Below are 18,591 nucleotides of genomic sequence, written 5' to 3'. Positions count from 1 at the left end.
CGCTACAGCTCGACGACGCCGTCGATCAGGGTCACCGTCGCGCCGCCGATCCAGATCGCGCCGTCCGTGCTCTCGACGCGCACGCGCCCGGCTCGGCCCAGCGCCGCCCCCTGAGCGGCCGTGTAGCGCTCGGGCAGCACGCCGCTGCCGATCAGCCACTGGGCGATCCCCGCGTTGAGGCTCCCCGTCACCGGATCCTCGGACACACCGGCGTCGGGGATGAACGCCCGCACCTCGACCGCGCACTCGCCTCCCGCCGGATGCTCGCCCACGACGCCGACGGGGAGCCCGGCGAGGAGAGCCTGGTCCGGCCGCAGCGCGAGGACCTGCTCCGCCGACGCGAGCCGCACGGCCAGCCAGCCGGGACCGTTGTCGACCCACTCGTGGTCGAGGATCTCCGCGCGCGGGATCCGCAGAGCCGCAGCCACCCGCTCGAGCGTCGCCTCGTCGACCGGTCCGGTCCGCCGGCGGGGCGGGGCGGCGAAGGCGATGCCCTCCTCCGTCACCCGCAGTCGGACGAGACCCGCGGCGCACTCCTGCACGAGCTCCCCCGCCGCGCGGGCCGTCCCTCCGGCCGCGAGCCAGGCGTGCGCGCTCCCGAGGGTCGGGTGCCCGGCGAAGGGCAGCTCCCCGCCCGGCGTGAAGATCCGCAGCCGGTAGTCGGCCGCGGGGTCGCTCGGGCGGAGGAGGAAGGTCGTCTCGGAGAGGTTCGTCCAGCGCGCGAACTCCGCCATCGCGGCGTCGCCCACGCCGTCGCCGTCGACGACGACCGCCACCGGGTTGCCCCGGAACGGCGCGGCGCCGAAGACGTCGACCTGAGCGAACCGCCGCGTGCTCACTGCTCGGTGATGTCGATCTCCTGCATGAGGTCGGCGTCGATCGCGACGCGGACCTTCTCGAGCAGGCCGTCGGGGGCGGGCGAGTCGATGGTGATCACCGAGAGCGCCTTGCCGCCCGCCTCGGTGCGCGCGATCTGCATGCCCGCGATGTTGACCGCGGCGTCGCCGAACTCGCGGCCGTAGACCGCGACGATCCCGGGGCGGTCGACGTAGCTCATGACGACGAGGTGCTTCGCGAGGGGGACCTCGACGTCGTAGCCGTTGATCGCCACGATCTTCTCGACCTGCTTGGTGCCGGTCAGCGTGCCCGAGACCGAGATCTGCGAGCCGTCCGAGAGCGCGCCGCGCAGCGTGATCACGTTGCGGTACTCGTCCGAGACCGGCTCCGTGATCAGGCGCACCTCGATGCCGCGCTGCTCCGCGAGCACCGGCGCGTTGACGTAGGACACCGTCTCCGAGACCACGTTGGTGAACACGCCCTTGAGAGCCGCCAGCTTGAGGACCTTCACGTCGTAGCCGGCGAGCTCGCCGCGCACCTCGACGTCGATGGAGGTGACCGGCGAGTCCGCGAGGCCCGAGAAGACCTGGCCGAGCTTCTCGACCAGCGGGATGCCGGGGCGCACGTACTCGTCGATCACGCCGCCGGCGACGTTCACGGCGTCCGGCACGAGCTCGCCCGAGAGCGCGAGGCGCACCGAGCGGGCGACCGAGACGCCGGCCTTCTCCTGCGCCTCGTCGGTCGAGGCTCCGAGGTGCGGAGTGACGACCACGTTCTCGAGGGCGAGCAGCGGCGATCCGGTCGGCGGCTCCTTGACGAACACGTCGAGTCCGGCGCCCGCGATGGTCTTCGCGACGAGCGCGCGGTGCAGCGCGTCCTCGTCGATGAGGCCGCCCCGGGCCACGTTCACGATGAACGCCGACGGCTTCATCAGCGCCAGCTGATCGTCCGAGATCATGCCCGTCGTCTCGGGGGTCCTCGGCATGTGGATCGTGATGAAGTCGCTCTCGGCCAGCAGCTCCTCCAGGGAGAGGAGCGTGACGCCGAGCTGCTGCGCGCGGGCGCTGGTCACGTAGGGGTCGTAGGCGACGACGTTCACACCGAAGGCCTGCAGGCGCGCGGTGATCAGCGCGCCGATGCGGCCGAGGCCGATGATGCCGACGGTCTTCTCGTAGAGCTCGACGCCCGTGTACTTCGAGCGCTTCCAGAGGCCCTGCGCGAGCGCGCTGTGCGCGGCGGGGATGTGGCGGGCGAGGCTCAGGATGTGGCCGACGGTGAGCTCGGCGGCCGAGATGATGTTCGAGGTCGGCGCGTTCACGACCATGACGCCCGCGGCGGTCGCGGCGGTGATGTCGACGTTGTCCAGGCCCACACCGGCGCGGGCGATCACCTGGAGCGAGGGGGCCGCGGCGATCGCCTCCGCGTCGACCTGCGTCGCGGAGCGCACGAGGATCGCGTGCGCCGTGGCGAGGGCCTCGAGCAGCGCCGGGCGGTCGGTGCCGTCCACGGAGCGGATCTCGAAGTCGGGACCGAGCGCGTCCACGGTGGCGGGCGAGAGTTCTTCGGCGATCAGGACGACCGGCTTTGTCACGAGAGGCGCTTCCTTCGGAGAGGGGACGGAGCGGGCACCGAGGCGGGGGCGTCGGCAGCCCCCCGTCACTGTAGCGGAGGGGTGCGCGCGCCCCGCGCCGTGTGACGCCGCCGGTCAGCTCAGCGAGACCAGGCTCTCGACGCCGAGGACGAGCTGCACGTCGAGCGAGAGCGCCGCCGAGAGGCAGAGGGCCGCCGCGAGCAGTCCGACGCGCGCCGGGAGTCCCCGGCGGCGCCCGAGCAGGACGGCGGCGACGAAGCAGGCGACCGGCAGCACCAGGCCGAGCAGGAGCACCGCCCAGCCCGTCGGATCCAGGTCGGTGCCGAGGGAGGCCGCGTAGCTGCGCAGGCCGATCAGGTTGCCGACCGCCTCCCAGACGTCCCAGGCGAAGAAGAGCGCGAACACCACGGCGACGAGGACGGAGGCGGCCAGGCGCCGGCCGGGCCGGTCGCGCCGGCCGGTCCCGCCGAGGGTGGCCCGGGTCGAGTCGGTCATCAGGCCCCCTTCAGGAACGGCAGCGGAGCGAGGAGGACGAGTCCGGCGACCAGCCAGAGCACGCGGGTGCGCACCCGGGAGTCGCGGGTGGCGAGGAGCGCCACGGCGAACCACACCGGCGGCGCCAGGACCGCCAGCCAGAGCCCGAGCGAGTAGAGGGCGCCGCCGAGCGCATCGCCCGCGAAGCCGGCCGCGGCGACCGGCGACTGCCGCGTCGCCGTGATCGCCCAGGCGATGGCGTACAGGAGGTAGAGGCCGGCCGCGATGCCCGCGGCGATCAGCAGAGCGGACGAGGACGCGGCCTCGTCGTCGGGGTCCTCGTCCTCGGAGTCGTCGTCGTCCGAGCCGTCGTCCGCCGGGCCCGCCCCCGCGACCGCGCGGGGCGTCCGGCGCACGCGCGCCGTCCCCGCGACGAGCGTCGGGTCCGCGCCCTCGCCAGCCCACTCCAGGGCCTCGTCGTCGGCGTCGTCCTCCGGGCCGACGTCCGGCCCGCGGTCCACCGGCGGGGTCGCCGCGTCGTCGTCCTCCGGGGAGCGGCCCGGTCCACCATCGATCACCGCAACACCCTAGCCGCGCGCACCTCGCAGGAGGCTCGGAGCCCGCCGCCGCCTCCCCGACACCCGGCGGACACCCCGCGTCCTCCCCCGGGGGCGAGGCTGAGCGGATGGACGACCGCCGCCGCCGCTTCGTCGCCCTCGGCGACTCCTTCACGGAGGGGGTCGGCGACCCGCACCCGCGCCTGCCGAACGGAGTGCGCGGCTGGGCCGACCGCGTCGCCGAGCGCCTGGCGAAGGCCGAGCCGGGCTGGGAGTACGCGAACCTCGCCGTCCGCTCGAAGCGCCTCGCCCAGATCACCGAGGACCAGCTCGCGCCCGCCCTCGCGCTCCGCCCCACCCTGATCACGCTGTACGCCGGCGGCAACGACATCCTCGACCTCGGCACCGACACCGTCGATCTGATCACCCGCTACGAGGCGCTCGTCGACGCGCTCGCGACCACCGGCGCCTCCCTTGTGCTCTTCACCGGCGTCGACATCCCGGGACTGCCCGCCCCGCGGATGTTCCTGCGCCGCAACCACCTCTACAACAGCGCCGTCCGCCGGATCGCCCGCGAGCGGGGCGCGATCCTCGTCGACTACTGGGCGATGCGGGAGTTCCACTCCCCCGTGCTCTGGTCGCCCGACCGGATGCACCTCTCCAAGCGCGGCCACCGCGTCCTGGCCGGCCGCGTGCTCGACACGCTCGGCGTCCCGCACACGATCTCGACCGGGCCCTGGGACGCTCCCGAGCCGCTCCGCCTCCGCGCGCGGCTGCGCGAGCAGCGCCGCTGGGCGGCCGACTGGGTCCTCCCCCTCGTCGGCCGCAAGCTGCGCCGGGTCACGCTCGGCGACCACCTCTCGCCCCGGTGGCCGGACCCCGTCCTCGTCCCGCCGAAGGGCGGTCTCCGCCGTCTCGTCCGCGAGCTCGAGCGGTAGTCGCGCCCCGGACGCGGAGGAGCCCCGGCCCGGCGAGGGGATCCCGGTGGACGGGTCCCTCGTCGGGCCGGGGCTCCCCCGGTCGACACGGTCCGACTAGCGCGCGACGCTGCCGTCGGTGTAGTCCTCGTCGGTCTGCTTCCAGGCGAAGAGCTTGCGCAGCTCGCGGCCGGTCTCCTCGATCGGGTGCTTCTCGCCCTTGGCGCGCAGCTCCTGGAACTCGGGTCCGCCCGCGTCCTGGTCGCCGATGAAGCGCTTCGCGAAGGCGCCGCTCTGGATGTCGCCGAGGACGGCCTTCATGTTCTCCTTCACGCGCGGGTCGATGACGCGCGGGCCGGAGACGTAGTCGCCGTACTCGGCGGTGTCGGAGACGCTCCAGCGCTGCTTGGCGATGCCGCCCTCCCACATGAGGTCGACGATGAGCTTGAGCTCGTGCAGCACCTCGAAGTAGGCGATCTCGGGCTGGTAGCCGGCCTCGACGAGGGTCTCGAAGCCGTACTGGACGAGCTGCGAGGTGCCGCCGCAGAGCACGGCCTGCTCGCCGAACAGGTCGGTCTCGGTCTCCTCGGTGAAGGTGGTCTTGATGACGCCGGCGCGGGTGCCGCCGATGGCCTTCGCGTAGGACTTCGCGGTCTCCCAGGCGGTGCCGGTCGCGTCGTTCTCGACGGCGATGATGTCCGGGATGCCGCGGCCGGCGACGAACTCGCGGCGCACGGTGTGGCCGGGGGCCTTCGGCGCGATGAGGATGACGTCGACGCCCGCGGGCGCCTCGATGTAGCCGAAGCGGATGTTGAAGCCGTGCGCGAAGGCGAGGGTCTTGCCCTCGGTCAGCGCGGAGGCGATCTGCTCGCTGTAGATCGCGCGCTGGTGCTGGTCCGGCGCGAGGATCATGATCAGGTCGGCCCAGGCCGCGGCGTCGGCGACGCTCTTGACCTCGAAGCCGTCGTCCTCGGCCTTGGCGGTCGACTTCGACCCCTCCTTCAGCGCGATGACGACCTGGACGCCGGAGTCGCGGAGGTTCTGCGCGTGCGCGTGGCCCTGCGAGCCGTAGCCGACGATCGCGACCTTCTTGGACTGGATGATGGAGAGGTCGGCGTCGGCGTCGTAGATGAGCTCGGTCACGTGGTGAGTCCTTTTCTGTAGTGGAGAGTTCGCGGTCAGTTCTTGAAGACGCGCTCGGTGATCGACTTGGAGCCGCGCCCGATGGCGAGCAGGCCCGACTGCGCGATCTCCTTGATGCCGTAGGGCTCGATCACCCGCAGGAACGCGTTGGTCTTGCCGGTGTCGCCGGTGACCTCGATCACCAGGGCGTCCGTCGCGACGTCGACCACGCGGGCGCGGAAGAGCGTGACGGCCTCGAGCACCTGCGAGCGCGTGACGTTGTCGACGCGGACCTTGACGAGCAGGTGCTCGCGCTGGACCGACTGGTCGGTGTCGAGCTCGACGATCTTGATCACGTTGACGAGCTTGTTGAGCTGCTTCGTGACCTGCTCGAGCGGCAGGTCCTCGACGTCCACGGCGACCGTGATGCGCGAGAGCCCGGCCAGCTCGGTCGGACCGACCGCCAGCGACTCGATGTTGAAGCCGCGGCGGGCGAACAGCCCGGCGACACGGGTGAGCAGTCCCGGCTTGTCCTCGACGAGCAGGGAGAGAACGTGGTGCGTCATGCGGGTCTACTCCTCGTCGTCCCAGGTCGGGCTGTGGTCTCGGGCGTACTGGACGTAGCTGTTGGAGACGCCCTGCGGGACCATGGGCCAGACCATGGAGTCGCGGCTGACGACGAAGTCGATGACCACGGGCCGGTCGTTGGTGGCGATGGCGAGACGGATGGCGTCGTCGATCTCCTCCGGCTTCGTGACGCGGATGCCGAGCGCGCCGTAGGCGTCGGCGAGCTTCACGAAGTCGGGCACCCGGACGGTGTCGTGACCCGTGTTGAGGTCGGTGTTGGAGTAGCGGCCCTCGTAGAACAGGGTCTGCCACTGGCGCACCATGCCGAGCGAGGAGTTGTTGATCACCGCGACCTTGATCGGGATGTCGTTGATCGTGCAGGTGGCGAGCTCTTGATTGGTCATCTGGAAGCAGCCGTCGCCGTCGATCGCCCACACGGTGCGCTCGGGCTCGCCGACCTTGGCGCCCATCGCCGCGGGCACGGAGTAGCCCATGGTGCCGGCGCCGCCGGAGTTCAGCCACGAGTTGGGGCGCTCGTACTTGATGAACTGCGCCGCCCACATCTGGTGCTGGCCGACGCCGGAGGCGAAGACGCCCTCGGGGCCGGTGATCTCGCCGATGCGCTTGATGACGTACTGCGGCGAGAGCAGGCCGTCGTTCGGCTCGGTGTAGCCGAGCGGGAACTCCGTCTGCAGGCCCTTGAGGTAGCTCCACCATTCGGAGGTGTCGGCGCGGCCGTCGGCGGAGGCCTTGGCGAACGCGTCGGTGAGGTCCGGGAGGACGTCCTTCAGGTCGCCCACGATCGGCACGTCGGCGGTGCGGATCTTGGAGATCTCGGCCGGATCGATGTCGACGTGCACGACCTTGGCGTGGGGCGCGAAGAGCGCCGCCTTGCCGGTCACGCGGTCGTCGAAGCGCGAGCCCAGCGCGAGGATCAGGTCCGCCTCCTGCAGCGCGAGCACCGCGGGGACGGTGCCGTGCATTCCGGGCATGCCCAGGTGCTGCTCGTGCGAGTCCGGGAACGCTCCGCGCGCCATCAGCGTGGTCACCACGGGAGCGCCGCAGGCCTCGGCGAACGCCTTCAGCTCGGCGGCCGCGCGGGCGCGGATGATGCCGCCGCCCACGTAGAGCACCGGCTTCCGCGACTCGACCAGCAGCTGGGCCGCGGCCTGGATCTGCTTGCCGTGGGCCTTCGTGACCGGACGGTAGCCGGGCAGGTCGATCTTCGGCGGCCAGAGGAACGGCGCCTGGTCCTGCTGCGCGTCCTTCGTGATGTCGACCAGCACGGGGCCGGGGCGGCCGGTGGTGGCGATCAGCGCAGCGGAGGCGAGGGCCGAGGGGATGTCCTCGGGACGCGTCACGAGGATGGAGTGCTTCGTGATCGGCATCGTGATGCCGACGATGTCCGCCTCCTGGAACGCGTCGGTCCCCATGAGCGTCGAGAACACCTGGCCGGTGATCGCGAGCATCGGGACCGAGTCCATGTAGGCGTCCGCGATCGCGGTGACCAGGTTGGTCGCTCCGGGGCCCGAGGTCGCGATGCAGACGCCGAGCCTGCCGGTCGCCGAGGCGTAGCCCTCGGCGGCGTGGCCGGCGCCCTGCTCGTGGCGGACCAGGATGTGCCGGATCTTCGAGGAGTCCATCAGCGGGTCGTAGACCGGGAGGATCGCGCCGCCGGGCAGGCCGAAGACGTCCTCGATCCCGAGCATCTCGAGCGAGCGGACGACCGCCTGCGCTCCGGTGAGGACCTCGGCCGCGGGGGCGGCCCCGGGAGCGTGGGCGGGTCGGGGTGGCTGGGGCGTCGGTGCGGGCTGCACGGCGGACGGATCCGGAGTCATGCGGGTGTCGATTCCTTCAGGAGGTGGTGCGGCGGCGGGCAGAGCCGGAGGCGAGTGCCCGGGAACGCGAGTGCGCGGCCGGCCGGAGCGGGCCGGGTCACCCGGTGACGGCGCCCTCGGCTGCCGAGCGGACGAGCTTGGCGTACTTGGCGAGGACACCGCGGGTGTAGCGCGGAGGGAGAGGGGCCCAGCCTTCTCGGCGGGCGGCGAGCTCGGACTCGTCGACGAGTAGGTCGATCGAGCGAGCGGCGATGTCGACCCGAATCGGGTCTCCGTCGCGAACGAATGCGATGGGACCTGCGTCCACCGATTCGGGAGCTATGTGGCCGATGCACAGGCCGGTTGTGCCGCCTGAGAATCGTCCGTCCGTCAACAGTAGTACATCTTTTCCGAGCCCGGCCCCCTTGATGGCGGCGGTGATGGCGAGCATCTCGCGCATGCCGGGACCGCCCTTGGGGCCCTCGTAGCGGATGACCACCACGTCGCCCTTCTCGATCCGGCCCTCGGTCAGAGCGTCCATCGCGGCGCGCTCGCGCTCGAACACGCGGGCCGGACCCTCGAAGACGGAGGCGTCGAAGCCCGCGGTCTTGACGACCGCGCCCTCGGGGGCGAGCGAGCCCTTGAGGATGGTGAGCCCGCCGGTCGCGTGGATCGGGTTGTCGAGGGTGCGGATGACCTCGCCGTCCAGCGGTGCGATGTCCATCGCGGCGAGGTTCTCGGCGACCGTCCTCCCGGTGACCGTCAGGCAGTCGCCGTGGAGCAGCCCGGCGTCCAGGAGCGCCTTCATCACGGCCGGGACGCCGCCGTGGCGGTCGACGTCGTTCATGACGTACTTGCCGAAGGGCTTGAGGTCGCCGATGTGCGGGATCGTGTCGCCGATGCGGTTGAAGTCGTCGATCGTGAGGTCGACCTCGGCCTCGTTGGCGATCGCGAGCAGGTGCAGGATGACGTTGGTCGACCCGCCGAAGGCCATCGCCACCGCGATCGCGTTCTCGAACGCCTCCTTGGTGAGGATGTCGCGGGCCGTGGTGCCGTTGCGCAGCAGCTCGACGACGGCCTCGCCGGACTTGCGGGCGAAGTAGTCGCGGCGGCGGTCGGCGGCTGCGGGCGAGGCGGAGCCGGGCAGGCTCATGCCGAGCGCCTCGGCGACGCTGGCCATGGTGTTGGCGGTGTACATGCCGCCGCAGGAGCCCTCGCCCGGGGCGAAGGCGCACTCGATGCGCTTGGCGTCCTCCTCGGACATGATCCCGGCCTTGACGCCGCCGACGGCCTCGAAGGAGTCGATGATCGTGATGTCCTTCTCGGTGCCGTCCGAGAGCTTGACCCAGCCCGGGGCGATCGAGCCGGCGTAGACGAACACGGCGGCGAGGTCGAGGCGGGCCGCGGCCATCAGCATGCCGGGCAGCGACTTGTCGCAGCCGGCCAGCATGACGGTGCCGTCCAGGCGCTCGGCCATCATCACGGTCTCGACGGAGTCGGCGATGACCTCGCGGGAGACGAGCGAGAAGTGCATGCCCTCGTGGCCCATCGAGATGCCGTCCGAGACGGAGATGGTGCCGAACTGGAGCGGGTAGCCGCCGCCGGAGTGCACGCCCTCCTTCGCGGAGCGCGCGAGGCGCTCGAGCGAGAGGTTGCAGGGGGTGATCTCGTTCCACGAGGACGCGATGCCGATCTGGGGCTTCTCCCAGTCGTCATCGCCCATCCCGACCGCCCGCAGCATCCCGCGCGACGTCGTGGCCTCGATGCCGTCCGTGACGGTGCGCGAGCGGGGCTTCCAATCGATTTCCGGCATGCGATGAGGCTACCGCCTCGCGCGCGGTGCCCCTGCTCGCCGGGCGGACCCGGACCGGCCCGCGCACCCGTTCCTGCCCCGGCCTCCGGCAGCGGCACCGGATGCGGACGTCCTCGCGGATCTCCGACTCGTCGCGAACGGCCGCTCCCCGCGTCGGCGGACGGCCGTCCTCGGCGAGTCGGCGATCCGGGACCCGCCGGCGCTGACCGCCGGAAGGGGGCTGCTACTCCGCGCGCAGGTCGGCCAGCAGCCGGAGTGCGTGCGCGACCTGCTCGGGACCGCGGACCCGGTAGGAGGCCGCGGTGGTGCCCTCGCCGCTCTTGATGCCGACGTCGCCGGAGCCGAGGACCGCGAAGGCGTCCTCGTCCGTCACGTCGTCGCCCGCGTAGAGGACGGCGGTCGCGCCGGTGTAGCGGCGGAGGTGCTGCACGGCCTCGCCCTTGGTGGTCGAGCGGACCGAGAACTCCAGGACGTTCTTCCCCTCGCGGACGGTGACCCCCTGCACCTCGGCGCGCGCCTCGGAGAGGGCGACGACGTGGGCGACGCGGCTGTGGCGCTCGGTCGCGAGGCGGGTGTGCAGGGCGAAGCCGGCCGGCTTGTCCTCGATCCAGACGTTGTCGATCCCGCGGGCGATGCCCTTCAGGACGTCCTCGAGCACTCCCACCTTCTCGAGCTCGTCGTCGTCGAGCCGGACCGCGTCCTCCTCGGGGTCGAGGCGGATCTCGATGCCGTGGGAGCCGACCAGCAGCGCCTCGTCCGGCAGCTGCGAGACCTCCTCCAGGCTCCCGAGCGCCCGGCCGGAGACCAGCGCGACCCTGGTGCCGGGGAGGGCGAGGAGCCGCAGCACGGCCTCGCGCGCCTCGGGGAGCGCCCGCGCGCGGGCGGGGTCGTCGACCTCGGGCGCGAGGGTGCCGTCGAAGTCGAGGGCCACCAGGAGCCGTTCGGTCGCGGCGAGCTCCCGCAGCGCCGCCGCGAGCCGCTCGGGCACTCCTTCGCTCATCGCGCGCCGCCGTCGAGCTCGCGGTCGTCGGCGGCCTCCCGCTCGAGCTCGGCCGCCTGCCCGTGCGCCGCGTCGTCGCGGTGCTCGGCCTCCTGGCCGTGCGGCGCCTCCTGTCCGCGGGCCGCGGGCCGCACGTCGAGCTGCTGCCCGGCCGCGTGCTCCGCCAGAGCCGAGAGGAACGACTCCGACCAGCGCGCCACATCGTTCTCGAGCACGCGGCGCCGGAGCGCGCGCATGCGCCGGGTGCGCTCGACGCGCGGCATCCGCGCCGAGGCCTCCATCGCGTCCTTCAGCCCCGAGATGTCGTGCGGGTTCACCTGCACGGCCTGCTTGAGCTCGTCGGCCGCTCCGGCGAACTCGCTCAGCACGAGCACGCCGTCGTTGTCGAAGCGGGACGCGACGTACTCCTTCGCGACGAGGTTCATCCCGTCGCGCAGGGCCGTCACGAGCATGACGTCGGCGGCGAGGTAGAGCGCCACCATCTCCTCGCGCGGGTAGCCGTGATGGAGGTAGCTGATCGCCGGGTGCCCGAGCGTGCTGTAGTCGCCGTTGATCCGGCCGACCTGCAGCTCGATGTCGTCGCGCAGCTGCCGGTAGGTGTCCACGCGCTCGCGGCTCGGGCTCGCGACCTGCACCAGCACCGCGTCCTCGGAGGTGAGGCGGCCGTCCGCCAGGAGCTCGCCGAAGGCCTTCAGGCGGTGGCCGATCCCCTTGGTGTAGTCGAGCCGGTCGACGCCGAGCATGATCGTCGCGGGGTTGCCCAGCTCGGCGCGGATCTCGGCGGCGCGGGCCTGGATCTCGGGGGTGCGCGCCATCGCCTCGAACGACGCGGAGTCGATCGAGATCGGGAAGTGCCGGGCGACGACCGGGCGCACGCTCGCCCCGCGCCGCGAGCGGTTGACGCGGCGGGTGCCGCCGACGGCCTCCTCCTCGACCGGGACCTCGACGACCGTGCTGCGGGTGTCGTAGCCCAGCAGGCGCCGGACCGCGCGCAGGAAGCTGCCTGCGTCGCCCTGGCGCTGGAAGCCGATCACGTCGGCGCCGAGCAGGCCCTCGACGATCTGCCGGCGCCACGGGAGCTGCGCGAAGATACCGTAGGGCGGGAACGGGATGTGGTTGAAGAAGCCGATCGTGACGTCGGGGCGGAGCTCCCGCAGCATCTTCGGCACGAGCTGGAGCTGGTAGTCCTGCACCCAGACCACGCCGTCCTCCTCCGTCACGGCCGCGGCCGCCTCGGCGAAGCGCTGGTTGACCCGCACGTAGGCGTCCCACCAGTCGCGGTGGTAGGTCGGGGGCGCGATCACGTCGTGGTACAGGGGCCAGAGCGTGTCGTTCGAGAAGCCCTCGTAGTAGTCCTCGAGCTCCTGCGCACTGAGGGCGACCGGGACGATCTGCACGCCGTTGTCGACGAACGGGGCGACCTCCTCGTCGGCCACGCCGGGCCAGCCGACCCAGGCGCCCTCGTTCGCGCGCATCACGGGCTCGAGTGCGGTGACCAGCCCGCCGGGCGAGGTCTTCCAGGAGGCGGTGCCGTCCTCGGCCACGACGCGGTCCACCGGGAGGCGGTTCGAGACGACCACGAACGCGTTGCGCTCGGTCCCTCCCGAGGTCCCGGCGTCGGTCCTGTCAGCGGCGGAGGAGGCGGAGGCGGAGTGCGGAGGAATGGTGGTCCCTTTTCGTCGGTCGAGCCGTCGTCGTGCCCGTCGAGGCTATCAGCCGGCCCCGCTCGGGGGACGGGGGATCAGCCCTGCACGAGGGCGAGGGCGAGCGTCGCTCCGCCCACCGTCGGGACGACCGCGACGAGTCCGAGGAGCGCGTACTGGCGCCACGAGACGTGCACGCCCAGCGCGGTCAGCCTCTGGTGCCAGAGCAGGGTGGCGAGCGAGGCCCACGGGGTGATCAGCGGTCCGGCGTTCACGCCGATCAGCAGGGCGACCAGGCGGAGCGGATCCGCCGCGACGGGCTCGAGGGCGAGGTAGGCGGGCAGGTTGTCGACCAGGTTGGAGGCGACCGCGCCGGAGCCGGCGAGGCGCAGCAGGTCGAGCGTCCCGCTCCCCTCCCCCGCGACCACGGCGAGCGCCGCGCCCAGCCCGAGCTGGTGCGCCGCCTCCATCGCCACGAAGAGGCCCGCCGCGAAGACGACGAGCTGCCACGGCAGGAGGGCGGGCGTGAGCGCCGCGGGACGGCGCACCGCGAAGAGGACGATCAGCGCGACCGCGGCGACCGTCGCCGGGATCCACACCTCGAGGCCCGAGACGAGCGCCGGCAGGAGCAGCGCCACGACGGTCCCCGCGCCGATGAGCAGCACCCGGTCCTCCACCGGCGTCCGCTCCCCCGGGGTGTAGCGCCCGGCCAGCTCGCGCCGGTAGCGGATCGCGAGGATCAGCACGGGCACGACGGCCGCGACGAGCGCGGGCACCGCGGTCAGCGCGGCGAAGGCGAAGGGGCCCTCGACCCCCAGGCGCCGCTGCGCGAGCAGGTTGGTGAGGTTCGAGACGGGGAGGAGGAGGGAGGCGCAGTTCGCCAGCCAGACCGTGGCCATCGCGAACGGCAGGGGCGGGACGCGCACGTGCGCCGCGAGCAGGACCACGACCGGGGTCAGGAGCACGGCGGTCGTGTCGAGCGAGAGGAACACCGTGCTGACGACGGCCATCGCCACCACCAGCAGCCAGAGCACCGCGGTCCGCCCGCGGCCCCACTCGGCGGAGCGCTCGGCGACCACGGTGAAGACGCCGGCCTCGGAGGCCAGCTCGGCGACCACGGTCACCGCGACCACGAAGCCGAGGATCGGCGCCGTCCGCTCGACCAGCTCGCCCAGCGCGTCCATCGGGAGGACCCCCGTGACGACGGCCACCGCCCCGACGACGAGCAGCACCGCCCCGATCACAGCCGTGCGCATGTCGTTCCCGTTCTCCTCGGCGTGCCCCGGCTCGAGGATTCGGGTCCCGGCGGCGGTCCACCGTAGCGGGACAACCCCTCGGTGCTGTCAAGCGTTCCTCTGAGAGCTTTCGCACCCGCTAGCGTCGGGGTGAACACGGGAGGCACACGCATGCGCAAGTTCATCCTCAACTCCAGCGTCATCAGCGCGATCGTCGGCGGCTGGTCGATCCTGCAGACCACGCGCAAGGGCCCGCGCGACTGGCGCCTGGCCCTCCAGTGGGTCAGCTGGGCCATCTCGGTCACCGTCGCCCTGGGCTCCGTGTCCTACGACTCGAAGGAGATCGTCAAGGAGGAGCGCGGCAAGAAGCGCGACCGCTAGGCCCTCCTGACGCGCCGCCTCCCCGCGGGGCGGCGTGTCAGCCGGTCTCCCGACCCGGTGGCGGCGACACTGTTCCCAGTCGCTGTCGGCACGGGAAACGGGGTTCGTCATGAGGTTTCGTCTGAGGCGTCGCAAGGCGGCCCCCGAGGTCGTCGAGGCGGCCCCCGTCCTCACGCAGGACGAGCTCTTCGCCGTCGTCCACGAGCGGCTCGCGGCCTTCGTCGGATCCGAGGGCGCCTGGGTCGTCACGCGCCGCAGCCACGACGACCGCGACCCGATCTTCCACGGGATGCTCGCGCGCTCCCTCGCCCACGAGCTCTCCGCCGCCATCCAGGAGGAGCAGCTCCGCGCCGGCGCCGAGCGGACGTCGTCCCCGGTCACCGAGGCGATCCCCGTGATGCGCGCCTCCACTCCCCCGGTGGAGCCGGCCGCCCTCACCTGGGAGCCGAAGCCGATCGCCGTCTGGGCGGAGCCGGCCCCCGCCGACGTCGCCGTCGACACCCCCGTCGCGACCCGCTCCTGACCCGAGCGGTCGGCCGGCGGGCTCGCCCTCCGGCCGACCCGACGAGCGACGTCGCCCTTCCCGCTGATCGAGGAGGCGGCGCGGCCGCCGTCTCGAGATCCCCCGCGGCCGCCCCTCCCCCGGCCGCCCGTCAGAGCGTCGGCCAGCTCCCGGGTCCCTCGCTGCCCGCCGGGTACTCGTCGAGCGGCACCCGGTCCGCGTGCCACGCGTCGATCGCGGGCTGCACGATGCGCCAGCACTCCTCGGCGGCGTCCCCGCGGACCGAGAGCGACGGGTCGTCGTCGAGGATCCCCGAGATGACCTCGCCGTACGCCAGCAGCTCGCCCGCGCCGAAGGTCGCCTCCAGCGAGGCGCGCTCGAGCGTGTACGGGTCGCCGGGGCCGTTGATGTTCAGCTCGAGCGACATCTGGTCGGGCGCGAGGAACAGCCGCAGCACGGACGGCGCCTCGGTGCCCACGAAGCCGCGGGGCAGGTGCGGCACCGGCTTGAAGCGGATGACCACTTCGCGTCGCCGCTCCCCGAGCGCCTTGCCGGAGCGGAGGGTGAACGGCACGCCGGCCCAGCGCCAGGTGTCGATCTCGACGACCAGCTCGGCCAGCGTCTCGGTCCGGCGAGCGGGGTCCACCCCCTTCTCGTCCGCGTAGGCGGGCAGCTCGCGTCCGTCGATCGTCCCCGCTGTGTAGCGGGCGCGGCGCGAGCTCGCGGCGGGGTCGTCGCCGTGCAGGCGGGTGGCGCGCAGGACGATCGACTTCGCGTCCCGGAGGTCGGCCGCGTCGAGCGAGGACGGCGGCTCCATCGCGATCACCGCGAGGACCTGCAGCAGGTGGCTCTGGATCATGTCGGTCAGCGCGCCCGCGCCGTCGTAGTAGCTCGCCCGCCCCTCGAGGGCCAGCTGCTCGTCGTAGACGATCTCGACGCTCTCGATGTGCTCGGCCGACCACAGCGGCTCGAGGATCCGGTTGGCGAAGCGCAGGCCGAGCACGTTCATCACGGTCGCGCGGCCGAGGAAGTGGTCGACGCGGTGGATGCGGTCCTCGGGGACCAGCGCGGCGAGGCGCTGGTTGAGGGCGTGCGCGCTCGCCTCGTCGGTCCCGAACGGCTTCTCCAGCGCCAGCACGGTGCCCTCCGGCAGGTCGTGGGCGGCGAGCGCCTCGCAGGCCTTCGCCGCGATCGCCGGCGGGAGGGCGAAGTAGACCGCCACCGGACCGGCGCAGCTCGCGAGCAGTGCGGCGAGCGCCTCCGGATCGGTGACGTCGACCTGCTGGTAGCGCGTGCCGGAGGTGAGCGCGTCCACGCCCTCGCCCTGCGCCTCGACGGTGGCGAAGGAGGCGGTCAGCACCTCGTGCCAGTGCTCCTGGGTCCAGTCCTCGCGTCCCGCGCCGACGAGGTGGACCCGCCGGTCGGTCTCGCGGGTCAGCAGCTGGCCGACGGCGGGGAGGAGGAGCCGCGAGGACAGGTCCCCCGTCGCTCCGAGGATGAGCAGGGTCGAGACGGTCTGTGCCATGCGGCTCACCCTACGGCGGCGCTGAAGAGCCCCGCTCCGCCTTGACTGGGAGGCCACAGCCGCACCTGAGAGGATCGCCGCATGGTCTCCCCGATCGAGGACTACGCCGTCCTCTCCGACTGCCGCACGGCCGCTCTCGTCTCCCGCGACGGGGGGATCGACTGGCTGTGCCTGCCGCGCTTCGACTCCGCCTCCGTCTTCGGCGCCCTCCTCGGCGGCGACGACCAGGGGCGCTGGTCGCTCCGGCCGGTGGACGGGGAGGCGACGAGCGAGCGCCACTACCTCGGCGACACGCTCGCGCTGGTCACCCGGTGGACGACGCCCACCGGCGTCGTCGAGGTGGTCGACGTGATGCCGCTGCGCGACGAGCGCGCCGAGCTGGTGCGCCGGGTGCGCGGAGTGTCGGGGACCGTCCGGATGCGGCAGGAGCTGCGCATCCGCTTCGACTACGCCCGCACCATGCCGTGGGTGCGGCAGGAGGGGACGGACGAGGATCCGCTGCTCGTCGCCGTCGCCGGGCCCGACGCGGTCGTGGTGCGCGGAGTGCGGTTGAAGGCCGTCGACCACGCCCACGCGGCGGAGTTCGACGTCGACGCGGACGCGGTCGTCGACCTCTCGATGGCGTGGTTCCCCTCGCACCAGCGGGCGCCGAAGCGCCTCGACGTCGACCGCGCGCTGGAGCGCACGCTCTCCTGGTGGTCCGAGTGGGCGTCGGCGATCGACTACGACGGGCCGCACCGCGACGCCGTCGTCCGCTCGCTGCTGACCCTCCGCGCCCTGACCGACGACGAGACCGGCGGCATCGTCGCGGCGGCGACCACCTCGCTCCCGGAGCAGTTCGGCGGCGCCCGCAACTGGGACTACCGCTACGTCTGGCTCCGCGACGCCTCGCTCACCCTGCAGGCCCTGCTCGCGCACGGGTTCGAGCAGGAGGCGCAGAAGTGGCGGGCCTGGCTGCTCCGCGCGGTCGCGGGCGCGCCGGAGGACGTGCAGATCATGTACGGCCTCGCCGGCGAGCGCGACCTGCCCGAGCGGGAGATGCCGAGCCTGCCCGGCTACGACGGCGCCTCCCCCGTGCGGATCGGGAACGCCGCCGTCGACCAGTACCAGGCGGACGTGATCGGCGAGGTGATGGTCGCTCTGCACGAGGCCCGCGTGGCCGGAGTGGACGAGACGGAGTTCTCCTGGCCGCTCCAGCGCGCGCTCCTGGGCTTCGTCGAGACCAACTGGCAGCGGCCGGACAACGGCATCTGGGAGATCCGGGGCGAGCCGCGGCACTTCACGCACTCGCGGGTCATGATCTGGGCCGCGCTCGATCGGGGCGTCCGCGCCGTGCGCGAGAACGGCCTGCCCGGTCCGGTCGAGACCTGGGAGCGCCTCCGCGACGAGGTGCGCGCCGAGATCGAGGCCCAGGGCTTCGACGCCGAGCGCGGCCACTTCGTGCAGTCCTACGGCTCGCCCGAGGTCGACGCGTCGCTCCTCGTGCTGCCGATGGTCGGGTTCGTCCCCGCCGACGACCCGCGGATGCTGGGCACCGTCGCCGAGCTGGAGCGCGTGCTCCTGCAGGACGGCCTGCTGCACCGCTACCGGACCGAGTCCTCGGTCGACGGCCTCGCGGGCGGCGAGCACCCGTTCCTCGCCTGCTCCTTCTGGCTCGTCCGGCAGTACGCCGACTCCGGCCGGATCGACGACGCGCGGACCCTGATGGACCGGCTCGTCGGGCTCTGCAACGACGTGGGCCTCCTCTCGGAGGAGTACGACGTCGAGGGCCGCCGGCACGCGGGGAACACTCCCCAGGCCCTCTCCCACCTCGCCCTGGTGCAGGCGGCCGACGCGATCGCGGCAGCCCGATGAGGCGCCGCCGCATCGTGCTCGCGAGCATCGGCGGAGTCCTCGGAGTCGCGGTCCTCGGCTTCCTCACCTGGAGCTCGATCGTCAGCGGCCCCGACGAGGACGCCCTCGCCCGCGTGCGCGCCGATCCGGCGATCGCGGTCGAGCGCACGGACGACGCGCTCGTGATGACGCCGACCTCGACCGGCGAGCTGGCCGGCACGGGCCTGGTCTTCATCCCCGGAGCGAAGGTCGACGCCTCCTCCTACGAGGCGACCCTGGCTCCGCTGGTCGACGCCGGGGCGACCGTCGTGATCACGCGGCCGATCCTGCACCTGGCCTTCTTCGACCTCCGCTCGCTCGAGACCTTCACCAGCCAGGCCGAGGGCGTCGACCGGTGGCTTGTCGGCGGCCACTCCCTCGGCGGCGTGAAGGCGTGCCAGTGGGCCGAGGACCCGGCGGTGGCGGGCCTGGTGCTGCTCGGCAGCTACTGCGCGAACGACCTCTCGGGCTCCGGGCTCCCCGTCCTCAGTGTCAGCGGATCGGAGGACGGGCTCAGCACGCCGGAGAAGGTCGCCGACGCGAGCGTCCGGCTGCCCTCCTCCGCCGACCTCGTCGAGATCGACGGCGCCAACCACGCCGACTTCGGCTGGTACGGGCCGCAGGCGGGCGACGGCGAGGCGACCATCAGCCACGAGGAGGCGGACGCCCGCATCGCCGAGGCCCTCCTGGGCTTCAGCCGCGAGGTCGGTTGAGTCGCCCGCTCCCGCTTGACCTCGA

17 protein-coding genes are annotated in these 18,591 nt (G+C 72.8%); 5 read left to right on the top strand and 12 right to left on the bottom strand.

All coding sequences use genetic code 11. The features are described from left to right. Positions 1-2: 2 nt before the first annotated feature. The 4 genes from C5C30_RS06220 to C5C30_RS06205 form a co-directional block, all read right to left on the bottom strand. Positions 3-839 carry a PhzF family phenazine biosynthesis protein gene (locus C5C30_RS06220; RefSeq protein WP_104268716.1) on the bottom strand — a complete coding sequence of 279 codons (837 nt, stop codon included), beginning with the start codon at positions 837-839 and terminating at the stop codon, positions 3-5. Next, positions 836-2,428: a phosphoglycerate dehydrogenase gene (serA, locus tag C5C30_RS06215; RefSeq protein WP_104223535.1), complete on the bottom strand. Its 1,593-nt coding sequence runs from the start codon at positions 2,426-2,428 to the stop codon at positions 836-838. Before serA ends, C5C30_RS06220 begins: the two co-directional genes overlap by 4 nt. A gap of 114 nt (positions 2,429-2,542) precedes the next feature. Then, positions 2,543-2,923: a hypothetical protein gene (locus C5C30_RS06210; RefSeq protein WP_104223536.1), complete on the bottom strand. Its 381-nt coding sequence runs from the start codon at positions 2,921-2,923 to the stop codon at positions 2,543-2,545. Further along, a complete protein-coding gene (locus C5C30_RS06205) occupies positions 2,923-3,480 on the bottom strand; it encodes a hypothetical protein (RefSeq protein WP_104333370.1) in 558 nt (185 codons plus the stop codon). The genes C5C30_RS06210 and C5C30_RS06205 overlap by 1 nt, the downstream gene beginning before the upstream one ends. Before the next feature lie 107 nt (positions 3,481-3,587). On the opposite strand from C5C30_RS06205, the gene C5C30_RS06200 reads away from it, so the two are divergent. Then, positions 3,588-4,397: an SGNH/GDSL hydrolase family protein gene (locus C5C30_RS06200; RefSeq protein WP_104223538.1), complete on the top strand. Its 810-nt coding sequence runs from the start codon at positions 3,588-3,590 to the stop codon at positions 4,395-4,397. 96 nt (positions 4,398-4,493) lie between these two features. Here C5C30_RS06200 and ilvC read toward each other — a convergent pair whose 3' ends face one another. The 7 genes from ilvC to C5C30_RS06165 all read right to left on the bottom strand — a co-directional run bounded on the left by ilvC (position 4,494) and on the right by C5C30_RS06165 (position 13,594). Next, positions 4,494-5,519, bottom strand: coding sequence for a ketol-acid reductoisomerase (gene ilvC / locus C5C30_RS06195; RefSeq protein ID WP_104223539.1), 1,026 nt, complete (start codon positions 5,517-5,519; stop codon positions 4,494-4,496). Positions 5,520-5,554: 35 nt separating this feature from the next. Next, positions 5,555-6,064: an acetolactate synthase small subunit gene (gene ilvN / locus C5C30_RS06190; protein WP_104223540.1), complete on the bottom strand. Its 510-nt coding sequence runs from the start codon at positions 6,062-6,064 to the stop codon at positions 5,555-5,557. Between the two features lie 6 nt (positions 6,065-6,070). After that, positions 6,071-7,903, bottom strand: coding sequence for an acetolactate synthase large subunit (locus tag C5C30_RS06185; RefSeq protein WP_104226247.1), 1,833 nt, complete (start codon positions 7,901-7,903; stop codon positions 6,071-6,073). Positions 7,904-8,000: 97 nt separating this feature from the next. Further along, positions 8,001-9,695, bottom strand: a complete 1,695-nt coding sequence (gene ilvD / locus C5C30_RS06180; protein ID WP_104233215.1) for a dihydroxy-acid dehydratase — start codon at positions 9,693-9,695, stop codon at positions 8,001-8,003. A gap of 223 nt (positions 9,696-9,918) precedes the next feature. Next, entirely contained in the window at positions 9,919-10,695 is a 777-nt protein-coding gene (gene otsB / locus C5C30_RS06175) for a trehalose-phosphatase (RefSeq protein WP_104262689.1), read from the bottom strand. After that, complete coding sequence (locus tag C5C30_RS06170; RefSeq protein WP_104250140.1) at positions 10,692-12,275, bottom strand: trehalose-6-phosphate synthase; 1,584 nt, start codon at positions 12,273-12,275, stop codon at positions 10,692-10,694. The genes otsB and C5C30_RS06170 overlap by 4 nt, the downstream gene beginning before the upstream one ends. Before the next feature lie 161 nt (positions 12,276-12,436). Next, a complete protein-coding gene (locus C5C30_RS06165) occupies positions 12,437-13,594 on the bottom strand; it encodes an SLC13 family permease (RefSeq protein ID WP_104247451.1) in 1,158 nt (385 codons plus the stop codon). A 150-nt stretch (positions 13,595-13,744) separates the two neighbouring features. Between C5C30_RS06165 and C5C30_RS06160 the strand changes: the two genes are divergently transcribed. Together C5C30_RS06160 and C5C30_RS06155 are read left to right on the top strand one after the other, a co-directional pair. Further along, positions 13,745-13,954 carry a hypothetical protein gene (locus tag C5C30_RS06160; RefSeq protein ID WP_104223546.1) on the top strand — a complete coding sequence of 70 codons (210 nt, stop codon included), beginning with the start codon at positions 13,745-13,747 and terminating at the stop codon, positions 13,952-13,954. A gap of 109 nt (positions 13,955-14,063) precedes the next feature. Then, entirely contained in the window at positions 14,064-14,477 is a 414-nt protein-coding gene (locus C5C30_RS06155; protein ID WP_104233213.1) for a hypothetical protein, read from the top strand. A gap of 130 nt (positions 14,478-14,607) precedes the next feature. Here the strand turns inward: C5C30_RS06155 and C5C30_RS06150 are convergent, their stop codons facing one another. Continuing rightward, the gene (locus tag C5C30_RS06150) at positions 14,608-15,981 is read right to left on the bottom strand and encodes a glucose-6-phosphate dehydrogenase (protein ID WP_181065465.1); all 1,374 of its coding nucleotides are present in this window, start codon (positions 15,979-15,981) and stop codon (positions 14,608-14,610) included. Between the two features lie 81 nt (positions 15,982-16,062). On the opposite strand from C5C30_RS06150, the gene C5C30_RS06145 reads away from it, so the two are divergent. Together C5C30_RS06145 and C5C30_RS06140 are read left to right on the top strand one after the other, a co-directional pair. Further along, positions 16,063-17,835, top strand: coding sequence for a glycoside hydrolase family 15 protein (locus C5C30_RS06145; RefSeq protein WP_104223549.1), 1,773 nt, complete (start codon positions 16,063-16,065; stop codon positions 17,833-17,835). After that, on the top strand, positions 17,832-18,566 hold the full coding sequence (locus C5C30_RS06140) for an alpha/beta hydrolase (RefSeq protein WP_104333369.1): 735 nt from the start codon (positions 17,832-17,834) through the stop codon (positions 18,564-18,566). The genes C5C30_RS06145 and C5C30_RS06140 overlap by 4 nt, the downstream gene beginning before the upstream one ends. Positions 18,567-18,591 lie beyond the last annotated feature (25 nt).

Origin of the sequence: Rathayibacter sp. AY2B5, assembly GCF_002931645.1 — a bacterium.
Classification (GTDB): Bacteria; Actinomycetota; Actinomycetes; order Actinomycetales; family Microbacteriaceae; genus Rathayibacter.
Note: the sequence above shows the minus strand (reverse complement) of the source record. Positions and strands in the feature narration are given on the sequence as shown.

Bases quoted from the DNA above. Each gene is read 5' to 3' on its own strand.
- otsB (WP_104262689.1), bottom strand. From the start codon at position 10,695: ATGAGCGAAGGAGTGCCCGAGCGGCTCGCGGCGGCGCTGCGGGAGCTC.
- C5C30_RS06150 (WP_181065465.1), bottom strand. From the start codon at position 15,981: ATGGCACAGACCGTCTCGACCCTGCTCATCCTCGGAGCGACGGGGGAC.
- C5C30_RS06185 (WP_104226247.1), bottom strand. From the start codon at position 7,903: ATGACTCCGGATCCGTCCGCCGTGCAGCCCGCACCGACGCCCCAGCCA.
- ilvN (WP_104223540.1), bottom strand. From the start codon at position 6,064: ATGACGCACCACGTTCTCTCCCTGCTCGTCGAGGACAAGCCGGGACTG.
- C5C30_RS06155 (WP_104233213.1), top strand. From the start codon at position 14,064: ATGAGGTTTCGTCTGAGGCGTCGCAAGGCGGCCCCCGAGGTCGTCGAG.
- C5C30_RS06145 (WP_104223549.1), top strand. From the start codon at position 16,063: ATGGTCTCCCCGATCGAGGACTACGCCGTCCTCTCCGACTGCCGCACG.
- C5C30_RS06165 (WP_104247451.1), bottom strand. From the start codon at position 13,594: ATGCGCACGGCTGTGATCGGGGCGGTGCTGCTCGTCGTCGGGGCGGTG.
- C5C30_RS06200 (WP_104223538.1), top strand. From the start codon at position 3,588: ATGGACGACCGCCGCCGCCGCTTCGTCGCCCTCGGCGACTCCTTCACG.
- C5C30_RS06140 (WP_104333369.1), top strand. From the start codon at position 17,832: ATGAGGCGCCGCCGCATCGTGCTCGCGAGCATCGGCGGAGTCCTCGGA.
- C5C30_RS06210 (WP_104223536.1), bottom strand. From the start codon at position 2,923: ATGACCGACTCGACCCGGGCCACCCTCGGCGGGACCGGCCGGCGCGAC.
- C5C30_RS06160 (WP_104223546.1), top strand. From the start codon at position 13,745: ATGCGCAAGTTCATCCTCAACTCCAGCGTCATCAGCGCGATCGTCGGC.
- ilvD (WP_104233215.1), bottom strand. From the start codon at position 9,695: ATGCCGGAAATCGATTGGAAGCCCCGCTCGCGCACCGTCACGGACGGC.